The following is a 23,850-nucleotide window of genomic DNA, read 5'->3' on the forward strand; positions in this document are numbered from 1 at the left end:
ATCAAAAATATCAGTATACCAGTGACTGCTCCATATAGGATACCTATATCTCTACCAATTTTTTTGCCAATACGCTGTGCAATTTCGCTGTTAACGAACTCAACCTTTTCATCTATGCGGTTGAGTTTTTTGATAACTTCGTTGTAATCATCAGGGTCTACAATTACACTTGGAATGTCCCTTTTTTCATCGCTCATTTATACCACCTGCCATATCAGGAACGGAATTACAAGCGTCATAATTATTGTAACCACGAATCCAATTGCAAACCCTATAACACCGGTTGCAGATACACCAGAATCAAGTTTCTGGTTTCTTGCTAGAAGCTGACCTCTGTAACGAGCTTTATTTACAACAGATTCCATGGGTCCCATTAACGGATTTATCACCTTTGGGACACCATGCCCATATTCGTTATCTTCCACCATTTTACATACCTCCGAACAATAGGAGACCAAGGACAAACAGTGATAAGACCAGACCTATCGTGATGCCTTCGATTTTACCGGCAAGCACACCAGAATGAAGTTTATTCATTTCACCGGCATTGACCATATCTTTTTCAATGCTTCTGATTCTTGCCTGGATAGTTGCGATTTCAGCGGACATTGGCTTTATTCCGCCTTCCTCTTCTTCTTCCTCTTCTTCTTCGAGCTGTATAATCAGTGGCTCGGCGTCAATGGCACCGGGGTCTTTCTCAGCAAGCTCTTTAATCTTGGATGTGATACTGCCGATGTCTTCTGTGCCAATCATGTCTATACATTCTACCACCTGCTGCTGTAGCCTTTCAATGGCTTCATCGGTGAGGTTTTCAACATATGGTATGGCACCTGTCGCTCCGACGATTCTATTGTCTTTAGCGCCATTGGCATGGAGCATCGTCATTGCTTCACCGGTTATATGTCCTTTGACTTCTGCACCGGTAACTATCAGATAGCGGATGTTCGGATTGGAAATGATATGGGATACTACTTTTTCAAGACCCAGGTTTTCGGTTTTACAGGGTCCTGCAATAGCAGCTCCTGCATCAATCATTGCCTGATCATCGAGGTGAGAACCACATGTTATGACTGCAACACAATTCTCGGGGTTTCCAACCTCATATTCACCTTTAAGGATTGGCCATCCTTCGGCAGGTTCTCTTTTTTCTGCCATTTTAGAAACCTCCTCCAAATTGACCCATGGCATAGAGGGCTATAGCGATTATCGTTGCAAATATCAGACCCACAATTATGCCATAGAACGCATTTGTTATAATTCCTGCATAGTACGAGGTACGTTCACGTCCTGGGTTTGAATTAAGTAACGGCATATCAGGCGCCAGAGAATTAACCAGGTCGTCAGCGACTTTATCCAGTTCATCCAGCTGGTTCAGTATCGGTTCCATGGAATATGACAATATGTCTTCCCTTTCCGCGGCTACCACACCATTCATGGGGTCCATTACCAGATTCGCTTCAGGTGCTACGTGTATAGTAGTCATTCTAACTCCTCCTCAGTTGGAAGTAATCCGGTTCCAACTACTTTGTGTGCATCTCTTTTTACATATTCATAGAATTTCGAGAATGCAGTGTACCAGATAAACACACCAACTAGGATTGTTGGTATTGATGCTGCTCCAGATGTGGTTGCTGCGACAATTCCTGCAATAATTACAGCTATAGCACCTTTTTCAAATCCAGTTGACAAAGTACGGTCTTGATGCTCGTCAGGTCCAAGGTTTGCATTGAATGGATGCAGTATTGAAAGTGCACCAATTATGAATATCATTGCTATATATCCAGTACTTATCACGTTTGGCAGGACTGAATCAATCATAAATGATCCTGTCATTGTTGTACTGAGTGCAACGATGGTTAAACTACCAGCACCTGCAATTTCTGTCATCGATTGTTCCATAATAGGTATACCCATGCCGATAATTCTGTTTGCAAGTATTCCTATTATCAGACCGATAATACATGCAGTAGCAAAGGATATTATAGGTCCAGCAATGCTTCCGACTACCATTCCAAACAGGGATGCAACCATACCGGTACCTATTGCAAGCATTCCTATGGATGGAACACCTGTACCAAGTCCATAGTTACTAACCCTTCTGACAGCAGAAGCTCCCCATACGATTGAGCAAATGGCCCCCAATCCGGCAATGAATGAAAATGCAGGTCCAATTGCTCCCACTATCAAGTAGGATGCATAAATCCCTAAAAGGGCACCTACAATACCGAATACAATTATTTTGTTGTGGTCAATTCCACCTGTGGCTGGTCCGCCAGATCCACCAACAGACATTTTACAGACCTCCTATCGCAATTACTCCTATAATCGCACACATAAAAGTTACAATTATGGACACTATCACTGCTCTGTACCATCTCTTGAATTTAGGGTCATGGTATCCTTCGGTAGTACCTCCGATATTATACGAAGGTATTACTGCGTTTATGAAGAATATTCCTATGGCAAAGATTGCTGCCAGTCCGACAAGGTCTGTCATAGCCATATTATTGGTCACATTTACCAGTGAATAGTATACAAGTGAACCACCAAGGCCACCGAGTCCTCCCCCGATTATTCCGCTAATATAGGAAGCAGTTGGAAGTGCATGTCCTTCAGTACCCTGTGAAGAATAGAGATCCTGTCTATCCTTTGTAATGGGGTCGTATTTGGATTTACCACCTGCAGGTGTAACACCAACTCCATAAACATATACCATCTGCCCCACAATCATGGTACTCCCAATCATGAGCATTGCACCGACTGCTCCGGAGGCAAGAACAATTGCTATACTGTTTGTAAGTCCAAGTACAGTACCAGCGGTAATCAACCCTGTAAGTCCAGCACCAGCAGCCAGTTGGACTGTACCTGTACCAATACCCGGAGCCTGTGCCATTGCTGCAGGTGCTCCACCGACAGGTACGAAATGGACGCTGAATGAAACAAGTGTACCTCCCAGAGTGATAAGTATCACATACAGAATGTTGGCCGTTAAAATCCCTACTATATCTATCATGCTGTCACCTCTTCATTTTCTTCTTCCTGGTAAGGTCCATATGTACTGCGTGCCCAGACTTCAATCAGACGGTTTCCGATTATCAGGAGAGCAACAATTATTAATCCTGCAATCACTGAAAGCCAACCCATTGTGATACCTTCACCAGGGTTGAATACGGTTGTTACCCATCCACTGAGGAAAACAGTCATACCAAATGCGATACCTGTAGCTGGTCCACCGAACTTTGCGCAGAACCATGCATTATCAATCCCGTTTCTGAGACCGGATTCTCCGTATCTGACAATATCTCCAGAGTTTGCGGCGTTAATACCTGAACCAAATTCTACATTCTGATATTCACGTTCGGCACCATAATGGACATCCCCTGTGGACGAACCTATGGCTCCAACTGTAACTCCCCAGATAAATGCTAGAAGTGGCAGTGGGAACGGATGGTTTAGTGCTGATACCATGAGGTAAGAGACAACCAATATGAAGAATGTGGTTAAGAACGCAAATCCCATTATAACAGGGGTGTGCGACCTGATGATATCAAGGTACAACGGTTGTTTAAATCTTTTCTGACTGGATACTCTTCCCATAAATGATGATGCTGCATATGTTCCATGTACAAGTGCGGCAATTGCTGCACCGAATGTGATTGCAAAAACCACTGACATGCCATATGCACTCATCATAACCGAGGCTATAGTACCACCAATCGCACACATTAGAGCGTTTGATGGCGGTTCTCCAGAAACGGCTTTATTGTATATTCTATGTGGATGCATCATTTGGGGTGCAAGTTGCACTTGAGAATTGGGGTTACTCTGCGATCCAACATCAGACTCAAGATCTTCTGTTGCACCAGCAATAGTTGCTGCGGCTCCCATAAGTGCCAATACACCCATACCTAAAAGTGGGTCCATTCATTTTCCTCCTTTCTTTTTGCGATTATAAATCAATATAAAAAACTATATAAGCACATCCTTGCTATAGATTTGCTATATTATAATCGATAGGGAATACACTTTGTTAACTCGATTGGATTATCTCAAATCATTCATAAAGGTTTTGGTTTTTGATTAAAAATCAAAACCCGATAATATTGTTTTTATAGACCACTATAATCCAATTAAATGTACATTTGTTTTGTCTTAAAATTAATTTTTTGCTGTTTGTATTTTGGCTAACCAAAACCGTTATTAGTCCAGTAATCAGTCTTTCATATATGATAATTGGTGCGTCATCACTTGCAGGAGAAATATCTCAATTAAAATATGAAGTTGATTCTATAGAACTATACATACCCAAAATGGGATTGTACAATGGTTCAAAATTGCAGGATAATAAACTGAGAAATATTTTTGATGAATTATCTACGTCCAATACTCTAACGTCCATGCATGCACCCTATTTTGCAAATGTTTCTACATATCCTGATGATTTGCTTGTTGATACAACAAATATGGATGACAAGCAGTTCAGATTGATGGAGGAATCGATTAGTCTTGCCAACAGACTGGATACAAAAGTAGTGGTGATACACCCCGGCAGAATCCATCAGGACAGGTATAAATCGTTTTCAAAAATGGTGGAAAATCTAAAATCACTGGCATCAATGGCATCTGATTATAACATAATGCTTGGATTAGAAAACAAAGAAGGCACAGATACAAATAATCTATGTTGTGATGCAGATGAGCTTTTACAGGCAGTAGAGGAGGTAAATTCCAATCATCTTGGTATAACCTTTGATATAGGGCATGCAAACCTTACCTGTGGTGGAAATAGTCAAAAACTGTGTGATTTTGCAAATAAAATCTCAGGACATATAGTTCACATGCATCTTCATGATAACAAAGGGGAATGGATGATGGATTACGACGGTGATTTGCATCATGCTCCAGGAAGAGGTGTGATAGATTTTTCAATATTAAATAATATTCCAGGATACAGGGGCATTTATAACTTGGAAGTATTTTCTATAGATGATGTTATTACTGGAAAAAAACTAATCAATGATTTGATGGTTTAAAATCAAAACATAGGATGTTAATGTTCATCAGTCGATGTCACATAGCGGGGAATTAAGTATCATGGATTTGTTGAGATGGCTTATATATCGTGCCTGAACCCTTGATATATACAGGGTATTTCCTCCAATTTCAATTTTTATATCTGATGGTTTTGGAGGTTTCAGTACAGTTGGAATTAGTATAAGACCTCCGCAGGTTGTTGATAACCTGAAATCCTCGTCGTTATCAAGTAAAAAATCTTCAAGTTCCGGTTCGATTGTGATGTTTGTTTCTGGATCAATCATGGGATATACTAACGTTTAAATAATTATATATATTTTGGTTTATATGGTTAGTTCAGCCTGGAAACATTAGGCCAACTTTAAATTTAATGAACTTCCATTTATCTAACATGTTAATGCGTGATAGAGGAAAACTGGTAATCTGGCCGGTATATCTGGACCGGACCAGAACAAGAAGCGATGGTAGAATAATATCAAAGAAAAAATCTGTAAGAGAGCCGGAACTCAAAGAGATAGAAAAGGCAGCATCTAAACTAGGTTTAAACCCTGAAGTAGAGGAAGAAAAGGCTTATCCCCGGTCATGGTGGGAAGTAAGCGGAAGAGTACTTGTTGATAAAACAGCACCCAAATCTTATATTTTAAAACAGATGGCAAAAATAATCAAAGAAAACCGTGAAAGCAAAAAATAACCAAATCCTCTCGGCTGTCAATTTATTTACTTTTTAAAGACAATCCTATATATTATGGAATTTTTGGGATGTGGCTATATTTAAAAACAAGAATTTATTGGGATATATGTGATTTTAATGGAATCCGATTTTATCAAGTACCATCCTGAATCCAATACTTATATTGTTAAGAAAAAGGCGTTCTTTGAGGATGAAGTATGTATTAAAGGTGACCTGATCACGGGTCCTGGGGTTAATTTCTGGAAGGATTTGCATGTCACAGGTTCACTGAAACTTGGAAAAGGTTCAACAGTAAAGGGTGATGTTATAGCTGATAACGCACTTATAGGTCCCTGTTCAAGAATAGACGGCAGACTGGAAATTAAGACTAGTGTAAAAATTCTTGATGGTGTTGTAGTACATTCTGTAATATGTGGTGGAGAAATGTCTGTGAGGCCAAGGTGTTATATTGGATTTGCAAAAGCTGATATCACATTGGAGCTGATTGGCAATGTGGATGTCAAAGAAATTGAACGTGGTACAAGAGTGATTGTGCGTACTGATGGTTGGTAATTATTTTTTGACTCTTTCTTCTGCCAGTATTTTTAAAACCCTGTCCCTGAGCTGATTGGTATCTGGACCTGTACGGTTTCTTGGTCTGGGTAGGTTTACATCTATGATATCCTTGACCCTTCCCGGTCTTGCAGTTAATATCACTATTTTATCCGCAAGGAATACTGCTTCATCCACGCTATGAGTCACAAATATAATAGTTATCTGTTTTCTGTACCAGATATCCAATAACTCGCTCTGTAATACATTTCTGGTCTGAGCATCCAGTGACCCGAATGGTTCATCCATCAGCAGTACTTCAGGGTCGTTTGCAAGAGCTCTTGCGATTGCAACTCTCTGCCGCATTCCGCCTGATAGTTCATAAGGATAACTGTTTTTGAAATGTTCAAGACCTACAAGTTCCAGATATTCTTCGGCAATCTCCTGTGCTTTTTCTTTATTCATGCCCTGCATTTCAGGTCCAAAAGTAATGTTTCGTATAACAGTTCTCCAGGGAAACAATGAGTATTCTTGGAAGACCATTCCACGTCTTGGGTCAGGTCCTGTAATTTTTTCACTATCAAGCGCAAGTTCTCCGCTACTTGGATTTTCAAGTCCTGCGATAGTTCTGAGTAATGTGGTCTTACCGCATCCGGACGGACCAATGACACATATAAACTCTTTGTCCTTAATTTCCAGGTTTATATCAGCTAGTGCCTGGGTTTTGTTACCTTCGCGGTTAATAAAATACTGTGAGACGTTTTTGATACTGACTTTACCCAATTATACCACAACACCAGATCTCCATTTAAGAAGTCGTTTATCTATATATTTTCTGAAAATCTTGTCAATTGTAAGACCCAGAATTCCGAGAATGAACATATACATGAGGACAAAATCCATCTGATGCAGGCCATAATGCCACCAGAGCTTATATCCTAATCCGTATTTACTTACTCCAAAAAATTCAGCAGCCACTAGACACATCCAGCCAACACCCATACCGACCCGTATACCAGCTGCAATAGTTGGTAGTGATGATGGGAATGCGATATGTCTTATAAGCTCTCTCTGTTTAACACATCCAAGAACTTTTGCAGCTTCAACGTTGATCCTTGAAACGCTTTTAAAACCAGTGTAAGTGTTGATTATTATGGGAAACAACACGCCGATAAAGATTACAAATCCTGCAGCTGTATGGGTAAGTCCCAGCCATACCAGTGAAAAGGGTATCCATGCAAGAGGTGGTATAGGGCGCAGTATTTCTATCAATGGATCAAAAACACGACTTGCAGTTTTAAACCATCCCATTACCACCCCTATAGGTATACCGATAACCAATGCCGATAGAACTCCTATACCAAAGTGGAGTAAGCTTGTATAAAAGTCCATTAAAAGTGCACCGCTTTCGACGGCTTGTATGAAAGCGGTGACTACATCAAAAAAACTTGGGAGAAGCAGCTCTCTTCTTACTATGTATTCTGCTACAATTTGCCACAGGGTAATTGCAACAACTAAGGAGGTAATTTCTGGTGCATTATTTTGAGCTGCTTCTTTAAGTTTCATTATATTACCACATTTTGTACACATGTGATTAATCCTAATCCCATTTATTTATTATTATTTGTTTTCAGGACGTAGAATCCTCTACTGATTCGTAGAAACTTGTGTCGAACATGTCTTCTTTAGTCAGTTCTTTGTCTATATATCCAAGTTCATATTGTAATTGGGCATAGTTCACGGTTGAATCTGTTATAATTTTTGGGTCTGCAATCCATTCACCATCCCATTCATCAAGGGATTTTTTGACCTGAGATTCTTCCCACCCTGTGTAATTAGAGAAGGTTTGGGCGGCTTCATCCATATGGTCTTCATTATATTGTGTTGCTTGTATGTGGGTTCTTACTATTTCTCTGGTAATTTCAGGATTATTTCTTATAAGGTCCCCACTGACAACTAGGACACAGCAGGCATGTTCTTCCCACATCTGTCCAGATTCTACCACAGATTGTCCACTACCTTCACTTTCAATGATAGATGGTGCAGGATGCGGGAGGAAAACTCCATCTACACGTCCAGCAGATATGGCAGAGATCGCATCACCTGACCCCATGTCAACAATGTCAACGTCATTATCAGGATCGAGTCCGTTATCATTTAGCCAGTTTCTAAGGATAGTATCTTGGATGGTACCGGGTGGGAATGTTGCGATTTTTAGACCCTGTAAATCCATTGGGCTTTCATAATTTTCGGCAAGTTGAGGACGAAGTACCAGACTTGAACCCTGAGTCTGTACACCTGCAACAATTTTTGCATCTAATCCTTTGTCCAGTGATGATACAAATGGTGCTGCTCCTACGTAGGCGACATCCAGGTCACCTGCAAGCATGGCTTGCATTTCAGGAGATCCTGTTGAGAATTCATTATCTTTTATAGTTTCAATTCCATGGGGTTTTAGATTCTCTTCCCACCACCCACTCTCAGCTGCTGTCATGTAGGCGATTTGATGTGTACTTGGTTGGTATCCAAAGGTTAATTGGTTTATTTCCTGGTCATCATTACCTGCACATCCTGAGAGAAAGACGGTCGCTAACATTATGATGGTGACGAGTATAATTTTATAGGTTTGTGTCAAAGTTTCCACCTCTTTTTCCTATTAATTATCTGATGATGCATGATAATCGTTTTAACATCTTATATATGATTTACCATAAACGTTAGGTTTATGACCTTTAAGTACCAATAATTAAAAATTATGTCTCAACAAGGACAATAAATTTGGAAATATGAGAATTTAACATGACGCTTGCAAATAAAATAATAGATTCTGCTTTTGAATCTGATGAAGCTTTTCAGAATACTCTTTTAAAGGTAATAAAAGATGACCTGGATTTGACGATAGTTGAGTTTTCAGAGAAATCAGGTATACCTGTAAGTACGCTTTATAAGATATTATCCGGAAACAGGGAGCCTAATCTGAAAACATTGCGTCAGATTGTAAAAACAGTGGTTGGCCTGACAACATTTGGCACCGAAGATTTCATTGGTGTCATAGCAGCCCGACATGTACTGGACAATATAAATGAGACAACAAGGAAAGTTCATGGGAAAACCATCACAATCAGGGAATATTCAGCCACATCAATAGAGGACGCTATTATTGTGGCGGTCCAGGCAGAGAGAGAAGGAGCAAAAGCACTGGTCTGTGCACCCATTGTCAGTTCAACGGTTGAAAAAATAATCAGAATACCGGTAACAACTATCATGCCTAAAAAGAGCCTTGTTGAAGCGATTGAAATCGCGGTTCAAAAAATAGGTGGGAGGTATTGAAAAAAATTATCGGGATCTTTTGGTAAGTTCTGTGATTCTTCCTCTGACCATTTCTACTGTCCAACCTCCTTTTGTGAACATGTATCCAAGCCCCACAGCGATGGCACCTATTACTCCTATAATGGAGTACAGTACAATACCGGCACCCTCTTCAACATTGAATGAACCTGTCGAATTACCGATTTCAACTGAATAGTTACCTGTTTGCTCTTCAGAGTGGTTGAACTGGATAGAAGTGTTTTCTCCTACATCAAGACTGATTTGTTTTGAGTCCACAACGCTACCATTTACCACAAGTTCAACATTGTAATCACCAGACACTTCACCAGTATTGGTAGCATCGGCTGAAATCCTGACAGTTTCACCGGGACTAACAGTTGGCGGATTTATTTGAAGGTTTGAAAATTCAAAATCAGCCATTAACTCAAGGACTTCTATGTTTTCTTCAGCTTCTTTGTATTTATCTTTGGACACTTTTATTTTATGGAAACCGGGCTCTGTTACAGTATAGGAAATCATACCGTCTTCAGATGTATTACCGATTAAATTCTGGTCAAAAAATACATCAGCATCTTCAATTGGTTCGTTGCCTATAGTACTGGTGACAGTAACATTTATCGCATCACCTTCAAAAACGTCTTCAGGGTCAATACTGACACTCATCTCATCTTTTGCTTCTTCGGGAATATCGATATCTATCTCACCACTTGCAGAAACATAACCCCGTTTTTCAGCTGTAATGGTGTAGATGCCGGTGTCTTCCGGTGTGTATTCAAAGGTACCATCGGTTGATGTCTCTCCTATCTTTTCGTCATCGAGTTTGATAGAAGCATTTTCTACATCTGCACCGCGTGAGGTGACAGTTATTGTGAAAGGTTCTCCTCTTATGGCGGTATCGGGCATGTCAAGGTCAAGTGATTCACCGCGTTTGGTTGTGACTTCTACAAAGGGATAGTACCTTAGTTTATCATCATCTGCGACCTTGAACTTGATGTTATCCATGACGTTAATTGTGTCGCCTTTACCAAGATTAATATTATCGTCGTTTTTCATTTTTACTCCATCAGCGTCAATCTCGTCAATCTCCATTTTACCGTAAGAATCCCCATTTTCAATTTCAGTGTATTCATCAGATATCTGGAATATTCCTTCAACGAAAACAGCGTTTGTTTCCTGACCTCTGAATATCTCATTGAAATTTACAGCAATTATAGGTACATCATCTGTAGAACCAAGGTCTTTTTCATATACAAATTCTTCACCGCTGGATACAATACCCTGTTCCACCTGTTCTCCACCTTTTCTAAGTTCTACAAAAACGTTGTCGCCGTTGACATCTACTTCAATTATATGTAGCGTGTATCCTTCTTCAAGTATCAGAGAAGACCCGGAATAGATGGAGTTTCTCTCATCACTATCGATGAGAACTTTTGATAACTGCCCGTCTGATAATGGACTGATATCTTTATCTGTAAATTTGGTGTTATCTTTATCATTAGTTTCAAGGTATCCCGCAAAGTATTTTTCAGCCATGAAACCAATGACATTGTATTTTCCCCATTCATTATGTTCAAAATCAACCCTTTCGGCGTCACTTATGTATTCGAGGCCGTTATCCTGAATGTTTCTATCACTTCTGTCTGTTACTTCAAGTGATTCAGTAATTAATCCTTCATCGATATCGTAATAGAACCCTTCAAAGTTTAACGGTGTCCATTCACTGACATCCATGCCATCTTCCTCAAAGACTGTACCACGAACTTCATATGTGCCTGGTTCAGTTCTGTCAACAAAAGGCGCAAATCTAAGTGTACTGTCATCTGCAACAATAATTTTGAGGTTGCCCATTATATCAATGATGTCACCTGAACTAAGGGATATGGAATCATCGTTTTCCATCAAAATCTTATCAGATCTCACAGAGTCAATTTCCATTTTACCATAGGAGTCACCTTCAGCAATTTCGGTGTACTCATCAGAAATCTGGAATATTCCTTCAATGAATACCGCATTTGTCTCAGTACCCTGGAAAACTTCTGCAAAATTAATTGCTATTATCGGGACATCATCTGTAGAACCAAGGTCTTTTTCATAGGTATAATAATCATCCGCGGATACAATGGTTGTATCAACTTCATCACCGTCTTTTGTAAGTCTTACAAGAACACTGTCACCCTGAAGATCAATCTCAACAATATTCAGCCTGTAACCATCCTCTAGTTCTAGTGCTGACCCAGAGAACACAGATTCTCGCTCATCGGTATCCATAAGGACTTTGGATAACTGACCATCAGACATAACACTAATGTCTTCATCTACAAAATCTGTTCCATTTTCACCATCATCTTCCAGGTATCCAGCAAAGTATCGCTCAGCCATGAATCCAATAACCTGATACGAATCAAAACCGCTATATTCAAAATCAGTTTCAATCGGTTCGGTGGAATATTCAAGGTCATCTTCATCTATGTTGCTGCCTATATCACTGATAGTCATGGTTTCGGAACTCAAACCAGTGTCAAGGTCATAGTAGAATCCTGAGTAGCTTTCAGCAGTCCATTTATATGTAGTTGACATGTCTTTACTTTCATCCCAGATTCGGTTTCCTGTGAAGTATGTTTTAGGTCTGGTTTCTGTGGTATTTGTCACATCAGCAGTATCGTTTTCATTACCATTTGTATCTACGGTACGTATTTTAATTGTATGTTTTGTTTCGGGGTTGAATCCACTTGCTTTATAAGAGTTAGTGTTTTTAGGTAAGATTGTTTGATATTCACCATCAATCCATATTTCAGTGTGGTTAAAATCAAAATCATCTGGATTATCCCATGTCCATTTAATCCAATCTACATTAATTTCTGAAGGATGTAAGTTTGTTACACTGGAAGGAGCCGTGTTATCACTTTTTGTAGTTGCAGTATTATTCTCCCATGTACTATTGATATTTCCATTATCATCTACTGTACGAGTTGAGATGTTATATGTGGTATCGCTTGGTATTTCTGTTAGTTCATAATATTCTCTTGATATGTTTGTTGTAAAATTACCATTAATGTATATCTCAGTATGGTCAAAGTCAGAATCGTCAGGATTGTTCCAAGTCCAATTTATGGAGTGGTCACTTTCAGAACTACTCAAATCGCTTATATTATTAGGTGGTGTGTTGTCTTTTGTAGAAGCGGTATTAGTTTCACTTTCGTTGTTCCTATTTCCAGATGTATCAACAGTTTTTGTATCTATAGTGTATTCTGTATCTGAACTGAGACCAGTAGCATTATAGTTGTGATTAGGCTTTGAAACGTTTGTTTTAAATGTACCATTAATGTAAACTTCAGTATGATTAAAGTCATCATCGTTGGGGTTGTCCCAAGTCCAATTAATCCATGTGTATCCTTTATTTTTAACTTTTAAATCGGTTACACTCGATGGAAGTATATTGTCATTTGTGGTAGCAGTGTCAGTTTCATTGGTATTATTTTTATTTCCACTATCATCAACGGTTTTAGTGTCTATCGTGTATTCTGTATCTGAATCGAGATCAGTAGCATTATAGTAGTGGTCAGGTTTTGTCACATTCTTCTTAAATTCACCGTTTATATAAACTTCAGTGTGGTTAAACTCTGCATCATTAGGGTTGTCCCAAGTCCAATTAATCCATGTGTATCCTTTATCAGTTTCATTCAGGTTAGTAACACTTGATGGGGGGTTGTCTGCGTCAGCAGAAACAACGAATGCTGTCATCCCAAAAAATAACAATCCGATTATAATAAATTTAAAATATCCTTTCATAGTCGTACCTTCCACGGTTATTTATTATATATTCTACATTAACATATAAATTATAACTGTTCATATCCCTTTCTATTTATAATCTCTTGACTTTTATCCGTGTGTTCCAGTATGATTCCGTCATCTGGACCGGTTACTTCCCCGATTATCTGGAACTCACATGATTTGCGTACTAAGTGTTCCATATTTGGTGATATTGTGAACAGGAGTTCAAAATCTCCGCCTGAATACAGGGCAAATTCATTTACCTGATTTTTATTTGTAAGGGATAATACCTCATGTGAAATGGGAAGTATCTCCTCATATATTCTGAATCCCACCTGACTGCTCTGGGAAAGGTCATGGAGTGATATTGCAAGTCCGTCGCTTGTATCCATCATCGAAGTTACCGCACTGGATTGTGCGAGTTTCTGTGCTTCGTATGTTCTTGGAATTGGTTCAAAGAGGGAGTTTAGGAGTGAATCACTGACCTATATATTGTTTTCAATTGCATGGAGAGCTGCACCTGCAGACCCGGTGTAACCAGTCACACAGATTTTGTCGCCTTTTTTTGCTCCGCTGCGCGTTAATAAGTTCTGTTTGTGGATGCGCCCTATTGCAGTGCCTGTGATGGTTAATTCATCATGGTTGTCCATGTCCCCTCCTATAACAGAGGTTTCACAGTAATTTGCACAATCTTTCAATCCTTTTGATACATCCTCGACAAATCCCAGCTCAGTATCTTCCGGTAATCCAAAAGCTGCAAGAATGCCTGAAGGGCTGGCTCCCATTGCTGCAACATCACTCAAATTTACAGCAGCAGACATCCATCCAATCTGCCAGGCTGACATCTGTAACGGAAAATCGGTTTTCCTGTGAAGCATATCAGTTGTAACAACCAGAAACTCTTCAGCACCAAGATCTATAACAGCACAGTCGTCTTCACCTGCTTTTTTTATGACATCAGGATTATTTGAAGTATTGAAAATCTCTGAGATGTATGCTATCAGAGACCTTTCACCGATTGCAGATATTGGAATTGATTTGTCCATATTAAACCATCTATTATTGTAAGAGGTCAGGATTGGATGTATTATTTTCTCAGTCCTTAATTTATTTATCAATTAAATCTTGTAAATAATTTATATCCACATCATCAAACTGGTGGATATAGAATGGTTTTTATACATGACAATATAAAATTATTCTTTTTATTAGGTAAAATCCTAACATTATTTTTTAAAAGGAAGCTATCATTAAGATTTTGATTCTTCAGATTCTGATATCTGGTTGTTTTTCTTTTTTATATTTTTTATTTTGTCATATAGTCGATTAACGGTATCTTCAAGGTCTTCAATGGTCTTTAACCTCTGTGATTTTTCAGTTTCATCGGTTTCACCAGTTATTCCAGGTTTGTTATTTACCTCGTCCAGTTTCTTCTTGGCTTCTTCTTGGTCTCTGGTTATAAATTCCATTTCATTCTTTATTCTATGTTTGAAATTATCCTGGGATATGTGGTTGTATTGGGGTTTTATCACAAGATTGGACAATTTTTTATTTATTTCTTATTTCTTCTCATTAATTCTGCCAAGTGTTATTTCGATATTGTTCAGCTTTTCAGCTTCAATTGCTTTGTCAAACATCATATCTTCGGTGGTTTTTTCGGTAACCTCGGACACTGTCTCTACAAATCTTTTTGGAGGGAGGCAAACATGCTCTTCACCATAAACTTTTTGATTCATGTATGTAGGGGATACAATTTCGACATTATCATCATGAAGGGTATCAATCACAGATTTTTTAAAATTGGATTTGGTCGTAATTATATTTTCAATGTTATCCAAAAACCTCCAACTTTATAGGTAATTGCAAAATTTCCCAGTTCTATCACATGAACAAAAGGATTTGCAAGATCCGTTTTTTCTGCTGCATAAACAAGGTCACTTTCTACTCTGTCTCTTGGTATATCATATCCAAGTGACACTTCGGTAGATATTATGGTTCCAGTAGAACTTATGGTTTTAACAGTCTCTGAAACAAGTTTGCGGTTTGGGATAGTAATCAGGTCCCTATCTATGGATTGTACCTGTGTGTGAAGGGTTTGAACTTCACTTACTTTACCGAATTCATGATTCGTGCTTATGTAATCCCCTATTTTGAAAGGTTTTACAATTTTTAACATTATACCTGATGCAGCATTTGCTATAAACGTAGTAGATGAAAACGTAACAGTTGCACCAGCAGCAATACCGATAACACTTAAAATCAGCTGTTTGCTATCTGTTGAAATCGGAAGAGTGAAGATAGATATGATAATTCCAAGGACAACAATAAGTAGTAGTATTATGTGTTTTGTTACCTTATCTTTGCTAAATATCGATTTAACCTTTAATAGATAATTGGTAACAGCAACAATTACTACTGATATAATTAATGTGAAAATACTTGTTAGATAATCTTCCAGAACCATTGATTATTTTATTTATTTCATTCAAATCATTTATAATTCGGTATCTGACTCTTCTGTTGCTTGGCCATCATTTCCTATTGCATCCACAGGGCAAACCAAAACAGCATCTTCGCATGAATTTTTTTCTTCATCATTTTCCGGTTGTTTATAAACATAAGCGTACCCGTTTTTCATCCTGAAGTTTTCTGGTGCAATCTGTACACACAAATGGCATGCGATGCATTTAACGTCCACATAATAGGGTCCGGGAACGTTGTCTGAAAACTTCATTTTTTTATTAGCCATAATATGTCAGTCCTGTAAACAAAAATTTGCGTTTATATATTATCCAGTAATTAGAATTATTCTTGAATTTTTGCATTTAGTTGAATATTGTATAGATATTCAGTCTATTTTACTTTAATTATCTTTGAAATTTAGGCTAAAATTTGTAAGAACTATTAAAAAATTTATAACAAAACTTTTATATTCTAGCACATCATCGTACTTTTATGTATATAATTGTACATTAAAGTATTAAAAGGGTCTACTATGAAATCATATATTCAAAAATTGGCTGATGGTCAAAATCTGACAATGGAAGAAGCTGAAAATGCTGTTCTTAGCATATTTAATGAATCCACTGATGCCCAGATAGGGGCGTTTTTGATGGCTTTGAAAATGAAAGGGGAGACCATTGATGAACTGGCAGGGTTTGCAAGTGGTATGAAAAAAGCTGCCAATCTCATATATCCAGAGGTCAAAGGTACACTTGTAGATACCTGCGGTACAGGTGGTGACCGCCATAATACAGTCAATGTATCAACAGCATCTGCAATCGTTGCTGCTGCATCTGGTGTACCGGTGGCAAAACACGGAAACCATTCTGTAACCTCGTTATCAGGAAGTGCGGATGTTTTGAGTGAACTCGGAATTAAGATAGACCAGACACCTGATGAGGTTTGTAATTGCATCGAAAAGCTAGGTTTCGGATTTATGTTGGCACCGGTGTTCCATCCATCTATGAAAAGAGTAGTATCGGTAAGAAAAAGTCTGGGTGTACAGACAATCTTCAATATACTGGGACCATTAACCAATCCTGCAGGTGCAGAATCACAGATTATAGGAGTATATGACAAAAAATTCTGCAAACCCATGGCACAGGCATTGAAAAAACTGGGAGCAAAACGTGCGCTTGTAGTACATGGTGAAGGTATGGATGAAATATCCAATATTGCTGAAACCTATGTTGCAGAATTAAAGGATGGAATGATACAGACCTATACATTGACACCTGAAGATCTTGGAGTCAAGCGTTCCCATCCTCATGAAATAGTAGGCGGCACATCGGGTGAAAATGCACAGGATATCCTCTATATTTTAAACGGTGAAAAGGGACCAAAACGTGATATCGTGGTTATAAACACTGCAGCTGCTCTATATGTAGGAGGAGTTGCAGAAACTATCAAGGACAGTGTTTCGATTGTTGAAGAAACAATTGATAGTGGGAAGGCATTGAAAAAACTGGATGAATTCAGAATTTTCCAGAAACCAAAAACATCAGGGTCAACAGATGAAGCATGTAACACGTACCAAAATCTGCGGTATGAAATCCATTGATGATATAAAAATGGCATCCAGATGCGGAGCGGATGCAGTGGGATTTATTGTAGATGTACCTGTCAACACACCCCGAAAAATCAGTACTCAAAAAGCTATGGAACTGGTATCAGGTGTTCCGTTTTTTATGGATTCGGTACTTGTTATAATGCCAGAATCCGGATCCTAGGTGGTTTCAATGGTTGAAACAATTAAACCTGACCTTGTACAAATTCATAAGGATTTCAGTATTGAAGACCTGGAATATATAAAAGACCGCATTGATATACCGATTGTAAAAACATATTCCATAAGTTCAGCCCCTTCATCCAATTATGTTAATGAGGTTCAAAAAGTTGTGGAACAGGTTAATAACCTGAATAATAAGGGATTGGTAGATGGTATTTTGCTGGATTCCAGAACAGATTTAAAGGTTGGAGGTAGCGGGAATGTACATGACTGGTCAATCAGTAAAACCGTCGTAGATAATGTAGAATTACCGGTAGTTCTGGCAGGTGGGCTCAATCCTGACAATGTAAGAAATGCAGTCCAGACAGTATCACCCTATGCAGTAGATACCGCATCAGGAGTTGAAACAAACGGTAAAAAAGATGATGATAAAGTCTGCCGGTTTATAAGTGAGGCGAGGTTTGTATAATGATTTCTTTTGATTTGGATAAGAACGAATTTATCAATCTGGTTGAAAGATCAGAAAAACCTGCAATAGTTCAGCTTATGGCTAAAGTTGAAACCAGCTGCACACCACTGCAGTTGTACACATTACTGCAGGAATCAAAGTGTTCATATCTCCTTGAATCCGTTGAAAAGGAAAAAAGGCATGCAAGATATTCATTCGTAGGTTTTGACCCTGATGCACTGGTAACCATAAGTGATAGAAACCTGAAAATGGAGTTTTCAGGCAGTTCAGAATTAATGGACTATATCTGTTCAAAACTTGGATCAGTATGTACCAAAGAATCAGCTAAATACGGTGTTTTTCAGGGAAAAGTTAAAAACGGTTATGATATACTTGATGCATTCAGGGTGGTGTTTCCAACTGCTGATGGTGTTAAACTTTTGAACCAGAAAAACTTTGACAGACAGACATTTCTTGGGGGTGCAATCGGTTATAATGGATATGATATAGTATATGACTGCTGGCTGGATGTAGATAAAAAATATAAATCAAACATACCAGATTTGCAGTATGCCCTCACAACAAGAACCTTTGTTTTTGACCATTTAACAGGTGATGTGTATATAGTAGTCACACCATTTATACCCAAAAACAGCAATCCTGAATCAGTATACGATAATGCGTCTTTGGAAGCAAAGAAATTGCTCAGTTATCTAGATGAAGCTTCTGGTATGGAAATATCCACAGTACCAGAATCAAAAACAAATTCAATGGATTCTGTTTGTAACATTGAAAAGAATGATTTTGAAGAAGCAGTTGCAAAGGCAAAACAGCATATCCTTGATGGGGATATTTTCCAAGTTGTGCTCTCGCGAAGGTATGCAGTAAAAATAAACCAGACGCCTCTTGATCTTTATAAAAAATTAAGAAACATCAACCCCAGTCCATATATGTATATTTTTAATTTTAAGGATTTGAGCATCGTCGGTGCAAGTCCTGAAACCCTTATGACGGTCCACAACCGTGAAGTTATTACAAATCCCATAGCAGGAACATGCTCACGCGGTATAGATGAAAACGAGGATAGAGATTTTGCATCCAGAATGCTGGATGATGAAAAAGAGCGTGCAGAACATGTTATGCTTGTAGACCTAGGACGAAACGATGTACGTATGGTGTCAAAGAGTGGTTCAGTCAAACTGGAAGACTTCATGAAGGTTGTTAAATATTCCCATCTTCAACATATTGAAAGCACGGTAAAGGGCACGCTCCGGGATGAATGCGACCAGTTCGATGCAACAAGAGCGATATTTCCTGCAGGAACTCTATCAGGAGCCCCTAAAATCAGGGCAATGGAAATAATCGATGAATTGGAGAACACTCCACGCGGAATTTATGGTGGAGGGGTTGGATATTATTCCTGGAATGGTGATGCGGATTTTGCGATAGTTATCAGGACTTTACTTATAAATGGGGACACAGCCTATGTGCAAGCAGGAGCAGGGATAGTGGCTGACTCAGCCCCTGAAAATGAATATGAGGAAACCGAAAGAAAAATGGCAGCAATGATGAGTGCAATCCGGGGATGAATATGAAGATACTTTTTATAAACAATAGGGATTCATTTGTATGGAATCTGGTTGATTATTTTTCTATGTTTGAATCCGATACAGAAGTTGTTCCAAATACCATAACTTTAGAGGAAGTGAAATCCATCAGTCCGGATGTGATAGTTATATCGCCTGGACCGGGAAACCCTGAAAACAGGGGTGATATCGGTTCATGTGTAGATATAATCAGAGAATTCGGTTCAGAGATACCCTTACTTGGAATATGTCTTGGAAACCAGTCAATAAATACAGCTTTTGGTGGAACCACAGCTTATACTGAAGGAGGTCCGGTTCACGGCAAAGGTCACCAGATACAGCATGATGAATCACCGATTTTTGATGGTATATCCAATCCAATGACAGCTGGTCGATATCATTCACTCGGAATTGAAACATTATCATCTGAGCTGGAAATCATTGCAACTACACATAATGGACTCATTATGGGTGTCAAACACAGAAAATACCCTGTTTACGGGCTACAGTTCCATCCAGAATCGGTACTTACACCCGACGGGTTGAAATTGATAAGAAACTTTTTAAAAATTGCAGAGGGTTTCCATAATTCTTGCAAACATTAATATTTGAAAAATTCGGTTTTTAAAGTATGTTGATTGGACTTACAGGCACACCAGGCACCGGAAAAAGTTCGGTAAGTGAAATTCTTGAAACAAATCCCGGATATAACATAATCCATCTAAACGAACTGATTAAAAAAGAGAACCTGTACAAAGAGGTAGATGAAAACCGGGATTCATTTGTAGCAGACATGGATAAAATATCCAGAAGAGTGTCAGAAATATTTGAGGAAAAGGATGGTCGTGTAACTATACTTGAAAGTCATTTGGCGCATTACATTACGGATACAGTTGTTGTTCTTCGAGCATCACCTGAAGAACTCGAGAAAAGGCTAACATCGCGTGGTTATTCCAGTGGAAAAATCCAGGAAAATAAAGATGCAGAAGAGCTTGATATAATCCTTTTTGAATCTGTTGAATGGTGTGATAGGGTTTTTGAAGTGGATACAACCAGCAGGTCATTAAATGACGTTGCATCCGATGTGAATGAAATAATTACAGCATTGATAAATGATTATGCTGAACAGATAACATCAAAATACAAACCTGGTTCTGTGGATTGGACATCTGGATGGTATAATGAAGTGTCTTAAAATTAAAACCGTTTTTTAATTTTCTGGCTCAATGATTGTAATGAGCAACGGATTTTGTCACCCAGTGAACCATAACAAGTTTTGTTACTGGTAATGGATTTATCCTCATCTTTTGATAAACATTGCAGTCTCCCATCCCTATCGCGTTTGTTGTATTCTCTGTCGGCAAGACCCATGTTGACTCCTCTAAAAAAAACAGTTTGAAATAGATATACTCTGCAATTAATCTAAAACAATCAGACATAATAACTTTTTGCCAGAATGAGCTAGATATCTTATACCTGAGATTGTTTTGGATTAATTTTGCAGAGCAATAGTAAAGGCACTGGTTCGTAATTTTATCTTGGTATAGCTTTTTCCATTTCTGTTTTGTTTGCGGATACATCATTTGTAATAATTTTTCCGCAACAAGAACATCTATCTCCTATTTCTGTGTATGTCTCATCAATCTGAGATTCTGAGTCTACATTAGACCCACAGGCTAAACATATGTATTTATCTCCCATAAACAAACCCCCTTATTCGATAAATTATTATAGAAGTCAATTATTACTTACTGTTCTTAATTACTAATATTATTTTTGAAACTCAGTTTCAAAATCCTTTTATGCAAGTTTCAACTTAAATAAATCATTTTTTAAGTTCACAGTGATGTAGCAACACGATATATTTATGTACAGTTTTTTTATGTTCTATACTGTCTATAATGGAAATTTCTACGTTTTATCAAAAACAATGATTTAATGGAGCTTTCTGATATGAAATATAGTCTTGGAATTGATGCAGGCGGCACCTATACAGATGCTGTTATTTTAAGAAATTCGGATGAAAAGATAATTGAAACCAATAAAGCTCTAACTACCTATCCGGACCCTATTACAGGTATCAGTAATGCTTTGGATGGGCTGGATGAGAGTTATCTTAAATCTGTAAAAACGGTTTCTGTTTCAACCACTCTTTCTACAAACAGTATATTGGAAGGTACTGGTTTTCCTGTTGGATTAATATTGATTGGTGATTTCGATTTTAAACAGGATTTGCCAACAAAATACTATATCCAGGTTTCCGGGGGACACAATCATAAAGGTGGAGAAAAGGCACCCCTTGACATAGAATCGATTGAGGATTTTGTATATCAGGTAAAAGATAAGGTTTCAGCTTTTGCAGTATCATCCTTCTTTAGCAACAGGAATCCCGATCATGAGGAAGATGTCAGAGAATGGATAAATCTGGTTACAGACCACCCGGTTGTCTGTTCACATGAATTATCACAAGACCTTGGAGCATTTGAAAGGGCTACTACTGCATTTTTCAATGCCCAGTTGATACCGGTGACAGATAAATTCATGCACACAGTCGAATCAGAGATAAAATCAAGGGGCATGGATGCCAGAATTTTCATGCTGAAATGCGATGGTTCGGTTGTGAGTATTAATAAAGCACTGGAAAAACCCATAGAATCGATATTTTCAGGGCCCGCGGCAAGTCTTGTTGGAGGGTCGTTCCTTATTCAGAATGGTACATGTGCCGTTATCGATGTTGGAGGTACAAGTACAGATATTTCTGTCATCTACAACAGTGTGCCTCAAATGAGCGATACCGGGGCAGTTGTAGGTGGATGGGAAACCATGGTAAAAGCCATCAAAATGGAAACATCTGCAATGGGTGGGGACAGTCATATTTGGGTTAAGGAAAATGAAGTTTATTTCGGCTCCGGACGGGTGATTCCATTATGCAGAGCTGCGGTTATATACCCGGATTTCCTGAACCTGTTGAAAAGAAACCCTATTCCGCCTGTCAATCTTGAGAGTGAGAATTATCAACCAACAAGGTTCTTTATTAAAAGCGGATATGAACCTCTTGAAATCGATAAAGAGGAAAAGGAAATATTTGATGCAATCAAAGATGAACCTACATCACTTTCTGAAATCAAGGATAGAATCAACAAATATCCATCCAGAAAACTTCTCAAATCCCTTATTCAAAAACGACTGGTTCAGCCTATTGGATTTACTCCCACGGATGCTCTTCATGTCCTTGGTGATTATACTGAACGCAACGTTGAAGCTGCAAATATGGGAGCAGAATCACTTGCTTCATTGACAAGGATGGATGATAAATATCAGTTCTGTGAATATATAAAACGCGAATTTACCAAGAACATGGCATCTAACCTTGTGTCCTTCTTCCTTGATGGAGTATCAGAATCCGAAATACGGAAGTCGTTTGATATAGATTCCCCTGTCAAATATAAAATTGATATACCGGTTGTATTGATAGGGGGACCTGTAAGTGCGTTTTCAGAGAAGTTAAAAGAAATCATTGATGCAGAAATTGAGGTCCCTGAAAATTCCAGTGTAGGTAATGCTGCAGGAGCTTTATCTGCAAAGGGAATGAGAAGGGTTGAAATACTGATACGACGGACATCTATTTTTGCACCGGGATGGGATTATTACGTATTTTCTGAAAATGGGCGGGTAGAATGTCATGGATATAATGAAGCACTTGAGTATGCAAGGAAATTGGGTGAATCAATAATCCTCGATTATATGGAAGATATAGGTCTCGACCCAGATCATATCCAGATAGACATGGATAAAAAAGAAATCATACCCAATGGTTGGGATACGCCCATGGAATCAAGAGTTGTTGTACTTGGACTGGCAACACATCCAGGGAAAGCTTAAAGAATTTACAATTACTACCTTCCCCTATTATTTTTGAAACCGGGATAATATGAACAACTCGAAAAAATACGGTAGGTACTTCGGAATCTGTCCATCATACCACCATGCAAAAGCCTGCAAATGTGTAGTATGTCCGTCCTATCCTGGGACAGATGAAATGATGTACTGTGCAAGGGGGACAGATAGACCAGCCGGTAAGAAAATGGGTTGTTTGTGTACTGAATGTGGAGGGTACAAAAAATTCGGTCTTGAAGGTGACTATTTCTGCCAGAACCTTTGATTAGTTCTGAGACTATCAAATTAGCTTTTCGTTTTAAAAAAGGAACTCTTTTTTTCATCTTTA

General features: G+C 38.5%; 32 protein-coding genes. 12 read left to right on the forward strand and 20 right to left on the reverse strand.

The window, feature by feature from the left end; translation table 11 throughout:
• From mtrG to mtrE, 7 genes are all read right to left on the reverse strand, one after another.
• Positions 1–197 (reverse strand): tetrahydromethanopterin S-methyltransferase subunit MtrG (gene mtrG, locus ACLFMM_RS04130; protein ID WP_410807450.1); only part of this gene is annotated, 197 nt, incomplete at its 3' end.
• A complete protein-coding gene (locus tag ACLFMM_RS04135) occupies positions 198–428 on the reverse strand; it encodes a tetrahydromethanopterin S-methyltransferase subunit F (protein WP_410807451.1) in 231 nt (76 codons plus the stop codon).
• 1 nt (position 429) lies between these two features.
• A complete protein-coding gene (gene mtrA / locus ACLFMM_RS04140) occupies positions 430–1,155 on the reverse strand; it encodes a tetrahydromethanopterin S-methyltransferase subunit A (protein WP_410807452.1) in 726 nt (241 codons plus the stop codon).
• Position 1,156: 1 nt separating this feature from the next.
• Positions 1,157–1,483 carry a tetrahydromethanopterin S-methyltransferase subunit B gene (locus tag ACLFMM_RS04145; RefSeq protein WP_410807453.1) on the reverse strand — a complete coding sequence of 109 codons (327 nt, stop codon included), beginning with the start codon at positions 1,481–1,483 and terminating at the stop codon, positions 1,157–1,159.
• Positions 1,480–2,292 (reverse strand): tetrahydromethanopterin S-methyltransferase subunit MtrC, encoded by an 813-nt coding sequence (gene mtrC / locus ACLFMM_RS04150; RefSeq protein WP_410807454.1) that lies wholly within the window; start codon positions 2,290–2,292, stop codon positions 1,480–1,482. Before mtrC ends, ACLFMM_RS04145 begins: the two co-directional genes overlap by 4 nt.
• A gap of 1 nt (position 2,293) precedes the next feature.
• Entirely contained in the window at positions 2,294–3,004 is a 711-nt protein-coding gene (gene mtrD, locus ACLFMM_RS04155) for a tetrahydromethanopterin S-methyltransferase subunit D (RefSeq protein WP_410807479.1), read from the reverse strand.
• Positions 3,005–3,009: 5 nt separating this feature from the next.
• The gene (gene mtrE / locus ACLFMM_RS04160) at positions 3,010–3,924 is read right to left on the reverse strand and encodes a tetrahydromethanopterin S-methyltransferase subunit E (protein WP_410807455.1); all 915 of its coding nucleotides are present in this window, start codon (positions 3,922–3,924) and stop codon (positions 3,010–3,012) included.
• A 302-nt stretch (positions 3,925–4,226) separates the two neighbouring features.
• Here mtrE and ACLFMM_RS04165 point away from each other — a divergent pair, with 302 nt between their 5' ends.
• Positions 4,227–5,033 (forward strand): sugar phosphate isomerase/epimerase family protein, encoded by an 807-nt coding sequence (locus ACLFMM_RS04165; RefSeq protein ID WP_410807456.1) that lies wholly within the window; start codon positions 4,227–4,229, stop codon positions 5,031–5,033.
• Positions 5,034–5,060: 27 nt separating this feature from the next.
• Here the strand turns inward: ACLFMM_RS04165 and ACLFMM_RS04170 are convergent, their stop codons facing one another.
• Positions 5,061–5,318, reverse strand: coding sequence for a hypothetical protein (locus ACLFMM_RS04170; protein WP_410807457.1), 258 nt, complete (start codon positions 5,316–5,318; stop codon positions 5,061–5,063).
• Positions 5,319–5,425: 107 nt separating this feature from the next.
• On the opposite strand from ACLFMM_RS04170, the gene ACLFMM_RS04175 reads away from it, so the two are divergent.
• Entirely contained in the window at positions 5,426–5,725 is a 300-nt protein-coding gene (locus ACLFMM_RS04175) for a signal recognition particle protein Srp19 (RefSeq protein WP_410807458.1), read from the forward strand.
• 117 nt (positions 5,726–5,842) lie between these two features.
• Positions 5,843–6,277 carry a polymer-forming cytoskeletal protein gene (locus tag ACLFMM_RS04180; protein WP_410807459.1) on the forward strand — a complete coding sequence of 145 codons (435 nt, stop codon included), beginning with the start codon at positions 5,843–5,845 and terminating at the stop codon, positions 6,275–6,277.
• Here the strand turns inward: ACLFMM_RS04180 and ACLFMM_RS04185 are convergent, their stop codons facing one another.
• From ACLFMM_RS04185 to ACLFMM_RS04195, 3 genes are all read right to left on the reverse strand, one after another.
• A complete protein-coding gene (locus ACLFMM_RS04185; protein ID WP_410807460.1) occupies positions 6,278–7,039 on the reverse strand; it encodes an ABC transporter ATP-binding protein in 762 nt (253 codons plus the stop codon).
• Positions 7,040–7,822: an ABC transporter permease gene (locus ACLFMM_RS04190; RefSeq protein WP_410807461.1), complete on the reverse strand. Its 783-nt coding sequence runs from the start codon at positions 7,820–7,822 to the stop codon at positions 7,040–7,042.
• 64 nt (positions 7,823–7,886) lie between these two features.
• On the reverse strand, positions 7,887–8,852 hold the full coding sequence (locus tag ACLFMM_RS04195; RefSeq protein WP_410807480.1) for an ABC transporter substrate-binding protein: 966 nt from the start codon (positions 8,850–8,852) through the stop codon (positions 7,887–7,889).
• Between the two features lie 203 nt (positions 8,853–9,055).
• On the opposite strand from ACLFMM_RS04195, the gene ACLFMM_RS04200 reads away from it, so the two are divergent.
• On the forward strand, positions 9,056–9,586 hold the full coding sequence (locus ACLFMM_RS04200; protein WP_410807462.1) for a helix-turn-helix domain-containing protein: 531 nt from the start codon (positions 9,056–9,058) through the stop codon (positions 9,584–9,586).
• 6 nt (positions 9,587–9,592) lie between these two features.
• Here ACLFMM_RS04200 and ACLFMM_RS04205 read toward each other — a convergent pair whose 3' ends face one another.
• The 7 genes from ACLFMM_RS04205 to ACLFMM_RS04235 form a co-directional block, all read right to left on the reverse strand.
• Positions 9,593–13,375: an S-layer protein domain-containing protein gene (locus ACLFMM_RS04205; protein ID WP_410807463.1), complete on the reverse strand. Its 3,783-nt coding sequence runs from the start codon at positions 13,373–13,375 to the stop codon at positions 9,593–9,595.
• 50 nt (positions 13,376–13,425) lie between these two features.
• Complete coding sequence (locus ACLFMM_RS04210) at positions 13,426–13,809, reverse strand: thiamine-phosphate kinase (protein WP_410807481.1); 384 nt, start codon at positions 13,807–13,809, stop codon at positions 13,426–13,428.
• A 36-nt stretch (positions 13,810–13,845) separates the two neighbouring features.
• Positions 13,846–14,406 (reverse strand): thiamine-phosphate kinase, encoded by a 561-nt coding sequence (locus ACLFMM_RS04215; protein ID WP_410807464.1) that lies wholly within the window; start codon positions 14,404–14,406, stop codon positions 13,846–13,848.
• Positions 14,407–14,610: 204 nt separating this feature from the next.
• On the reverse strand, positions 14,611–14,892 hold the full coding sequence (locus tag ACLFMM_RS04220) for a hypothetical protein (protein WP_410807465.1): 282 nt from the start codon (positions 14,890–14,892) through the stop codon (positions 14,611–14,613).
• Between the two features lie 27 nt (positions 14,893–14,919).
• Positions 14,920–15,198 carry a hypothetical protein gene (locus ACLFMM_RS04225; protein ID WP_410807466.1) on the reverse strand — a complete coding sequence of 93 codons (279 nt, stop codon included), beginning with the start codon at positions 15,196–15,198 and terminating at the stop codon, positions 14,920–14,922.
• Positions 15,177–15,824 (reverse strand): mechanosensitive ion channel family protein, encoded by a 648-nt coding sequence (locus ACLFMM_RS04230; protein ID WP_410807467.1) that lies wholly within the window; start codon positions 15,822–15,824, stop codon positions 15,177–15,179. The genes ACLFMM_RS04225 and ACLFMM_RS04230 overlap by 22 nt, the downstream gene beginning before the upstream one ends.
• Before the next feature lie 30 nt (positions 15,825–15,854).
• Entirely contained in the window at positions 15,855–16,109 is a 255-nt protein-coding gene (locus ACLFMM_RS04235; protein ID WP_410807468.1) for a ferredoxin, read from the reverse strand.
• Between the two features lie 246 nt (positions 16,110–16,355).
• Between ACLFMM_RS04235 and trpD the strand changes: the two genes are divergently transcribed.
• The 6 genes from trpD to ACLFMM_RS04265 are packed head-to-tail and all read left to right on the forward strand — an operon-like array spanning position 16,356 to position 20,820.
• Complete coding sequence (gene trpD, locus ACLFMM_RS04240; protein ID WP_410807469.1) at positions 16,356–17,423, forward strand: anthranilate phosphoribosyltransferase; 1,068 nt, start codon at positions 16,356–16,358, stop codon at positions 17,421–17,423.
• Positions 17,377–17,592 carry a hypothetical protein gene (locus ACLFMM_RS04245; protein WP_410807470.1) on the forward strand — a complete coding sequence of 72 codons (216 nt, stop codon included), beginning with the start codon at positions 17,377–17,379 and terminating at the stop codon, positions 17,590–17,592. The genes trpD and ACLFMM_RS04245 overlap by 47 nt, the downstream gene beginning before the upstream one ends.
• A gap of 9 nt (positions 17,593–17,601) precedes the next feature.
• A complete protein-coding gene (locus ACLFMM_RS04250; protein WP_410807471.1) occupies positions 17,602–18,060 on the forward strand; it encodes a phosphoribosylanthranilate isomerase in 459 nt (152 codons plus the stop codon).
• A complete protein-coding gene (gene trpE / locus ACLFMM_RS04255) occupies positions 18,060–19,628 on the forward strand; it encodes an anthranilate synthase component I (RefSeq protein WP_410807472.1) in 1,569 nt (522 codons plus the stop codon). Before ACLFMM_RS04250 ends, trpE begins: the two co-directional genes overlap by 1 nt.
• A gap of 2 nt (positions 19,629–19,630) precedes the next feature.
• Positions 19,631–20,230 (forward strand): aminodeoxychorismate/anthranilate synthase component II, encoded by a 600-nt coding sequence (locus ACLFMM_RS04260; RefSeq protein ID WP_410807473.1) that lies wholly within the window; start codon positions 19,631–19,633, stop codon positions 20,228–20,230.
• Positions 20,231–20,256: 26 nt separating this feature from the next.
• A complete protein-coding gene (locus ACLFMM_RS04265; protein WP_410807474.1) occupies positions 20,257–20,820 on the forward strand; it encodes an adenylate kinase family protein in 564 nt (187 codons plus the stop codon).
• A 2-nt stretch (positions 20,821–20,822) separates the two neighbouring features.
• On the opposite strand, the gene ACLFMM_RS04270 is transcribed toward ACLFMM_RS04265, so the two are convergent.
• Positions 20,823–20,996 carry a hypothetical protein gene (locus tag ACLFMM_RS04270; protein ID WP_410807475.1) on the reverse strand — a complete coding sequence of 58 codons (174 nt, stop codon included), beginning with the start codon at positions 20,994–20,996 and terminating at the stop codon, positions 20,823–20,825.
• 162 nt (positions 20,997–21,158) lie between these two features.
• On the reverse strand, positions 21,159–21,326 hold the full coding sequence (locus ACLFMM_RS04275; RefSeq protein ID WP_410807476.1) for a hypothetical protein: 168 nt from the start codon (positions 21,324–21,326) through the stop codon (positions 21,159–21,161).
• Positions 21,327–21,578: 252 nt separating this feature from the next.
• Between ACLFMM_RS04275 and ACLFMM_RS04280 the strand changes: the two genes are divergently transcribed.
• Positions 21,579–23,507 carry a hydantoinase/oxoprolinase N-terminal domain-containing protein gene (locus ACLFMM_RS04280; protein ID WP_410807477.1) on the forward strand — a complete coding sequence of 643 codons (1,929 nt, stop codon included), beginning with the start codon at positions 21,579–21,581 and terminating at the stop codon, positions 23,505–23,507.
• A 49-nt stretch (positions 23,508–23,556) separates the two neighbouring features.
• Entirely contained in the window at positions 23,557–23,787 is a 231-nt protein-coding gene (locus ACLFMM_RS04285; protein ID WP_410807478.1) for a DUF2769 domain-containing protein, read from the forward strand.
• Positions 23,788–23,850: the final 63 nt, after the last annotated feature.

Origin of the sequence: Methanohalobium sp., from assembly GCF_046546175.1 — an archaeon.
Classification (GTDB): Archaea; Halobacteriota; Methanosarcinia; order Methanosarcinales; family Methanosarcinaceae; genus Methanohalobium.

What these genes read in the sequence shown, in the direction of transcription:
- ACLFMM_RS04135 (WP_410807451.1), bottom strand. Translation starts at nt 428, where the DNA reads ATGGTGGAAGATAACGAATATGGGCATGGTGTCCCAAAGGTGATAAAT.
- mtrA (WP_410807452.1), bottom strand. Translation starts at nt 1,155, where the DNA reads ATGGCAGAAAAAAGAGAACCTGCCGAAGGATGGCCAATCCTTAAAGGT.
- ACLFMM_RS04145 (WP_410807453.1), bottom strand. Translation starts at nt 1,483, where the DNA reads ATGACTACTATACACGTAGCACCTGAAGCGAATCTGGTAATGGACCCC.
- mtrC (WP_410807454.1), bottom strand. Translation starts at nt 2,292, where the DNA reads ATGTCTGTTGGTGGATCTGGCGGACCAGCCACAGGTGGAATTGACCAC.
- mtrE (WP_410807455.1), bottom strand. Translation starts at nt 3,924, where the DNA reads ATGGACCCACTTTTAGGTATGGGTGTATTGGCACTTATGGGAGCCGCA.
- ACLFMM_RS04165 (WP_410807456.1), top strand. Translation starts at nt 4,227, where the DNA reads ATGATAATTGGTGCGTCATCACTTGCAGGAGAAATATCTCAATTAAAA.
- ACLFMM_RS04170 (WP_410807457.1), bottom strand. Translation starts at nt 5,318, where the DNA reads ATGATTGATCCAGAAACAAACATCACAATCGAACCGGAACTTGAAGAT.
- ACLFMM_RS04175 (WP_410807458.1), top strand. Translation starts at nt 5,426, where the DNA reads ATGTTAATGCGTGATAGAGGAAAACTGGTAATCTGGCCGGTATATCTG.
- ACLFMM_RS04180 (WP_410807459.1), top strand. Translation starts at nt 5,843, where the DNA reads ATGGAATCCGATTTTATCAAGTACCATCCTGAATCCAATACTTATATT.
- ACLFMM_RS04190 (WP_410807461.1), bottom strand. Translation starts at nt 7,822, where the DNA reads ATGAAACTTAAAGAAGCAGCTCAAAATAATGCACCAGAAATTACCTCC.
- ACLFMM_RS04195 (WP_410807480.1), bottom strand. Translation starts at nt 8,852, where the DNA reads ATGTTAGCGACCGTCTTTCTCTCAGGATGTGCAGGTAATGATGACCAG.
- ACLFMM_RS04200 (WP_410807462.1), top strand. Translation starts at nt 9,056, where the DNA reads ATGACGCTTGCAAATAAAATAATAGATTCTGCTTTTGAATCTGATGAA.
- ACLFMM_RS04205 (WP_410807463.1), bottom strand. Translation starts at nt 13,375, where the DNA reads ATGAAAGGATATTTTAAATTTATTATAATCGGATTGTTATTTTTTGGG.
- ACLFMM_RS04215 (WP_410807464.1), bottom strand. Translation starts at nt 14,406, where the DNA reads ATGGACAAATCAATTCCAATATCTGCAATCGGTGAAAGGTCTCTGATA.
- ACLFMM_RS04230 (WP_410807467.1), bottom strand. Translation starts at nt 15,824, where the DNA reads ATGGTTCTGGAAGATTATCTAACAAGTATTTTCACATTAATTATATCA.
- ACLFMM_RS04235 (WP_410807468.1), bottom strand. Translation starts at nt 16,109, where the DNA reads ATGGCTAATAAAAAAATGAAGTTTTCAGACAACGTTCCCGGACCCTAT.
- trpD (WP_410807469.1), top strand. Translation starts at nt 16,356, where the DNA reads ATGAAATCATATATTCAAAAATTGGCTGATGGTCAAAATCTGACAATG.
- ACLFMM_RS04245 (WP_410807470.1), top strand. Translation starts at nt 17,377, where the DNA reads ATGAAGCATGTAACACGTACCAAAATCTGCGGTATGAAATCCATTGAT.
- ACLFMM_RS04250 (WP_410807471.1), top strand. Translation starts at nt 17,602, where the DNA reads ATGGTTGAAACAATTAAACCTGACCTTGTACAAATTCATAAGGATTTC.
- trpE (WP_410807472.1), top strand. Translation starts at nt 18,060, where the DNA reads ATGATTTCTTTTGATTTGGATAAGAACGAATTTATCAATCTGGTTGAA.
- ACLFMM_RS04260 (WP_410807473.1), top strand. Translation starts at nt 19,631, where the DNA reads ATGAAGATACTTTTTATAAACAATAGGGATTCATTTGTATGGAATCTG.
- ACLFMM_RS04265 (WP_410807474.1), top strand. Translation starts at nt 20,257, where the DNA reads ATGTTGATTGGACTTACAGGCACACCAGGCACCGGAAAAAGTTCGGTA.
- ACLFMM_RS04270 (WP_410807475.1), bottom strand. Translation starts at nt 20,996, where the DNA reads ATGGGTCTTGCCGACAGAGAATACAACAAACGCGATAGGGATGGGAGA.
- ACLFMM_RS04275 (WP_410807476.1), bottom strand. Translation starts at nt 21,326, where the DNA reads ATGGGAGATAAATACATATGTTTAGCCTGTGGGTCTAATGTAGACTCA.
- ACLFMM_RS04280 (WP_410807477.1), top strand. Translation starts at nt 21,579, where the DNA reads ATGAAATATAGTCTTGGAATTGATGCAGGCGGCACCTATACAGATGCT.
- ACLFMM_RS04285 (WP_410807478.1), top strand. Translation starts at nt 23,557, where the DNA reads ATGAACAACTCGAAAAAATACGGTAGGTACTTCGGAATCTGTCCATCA.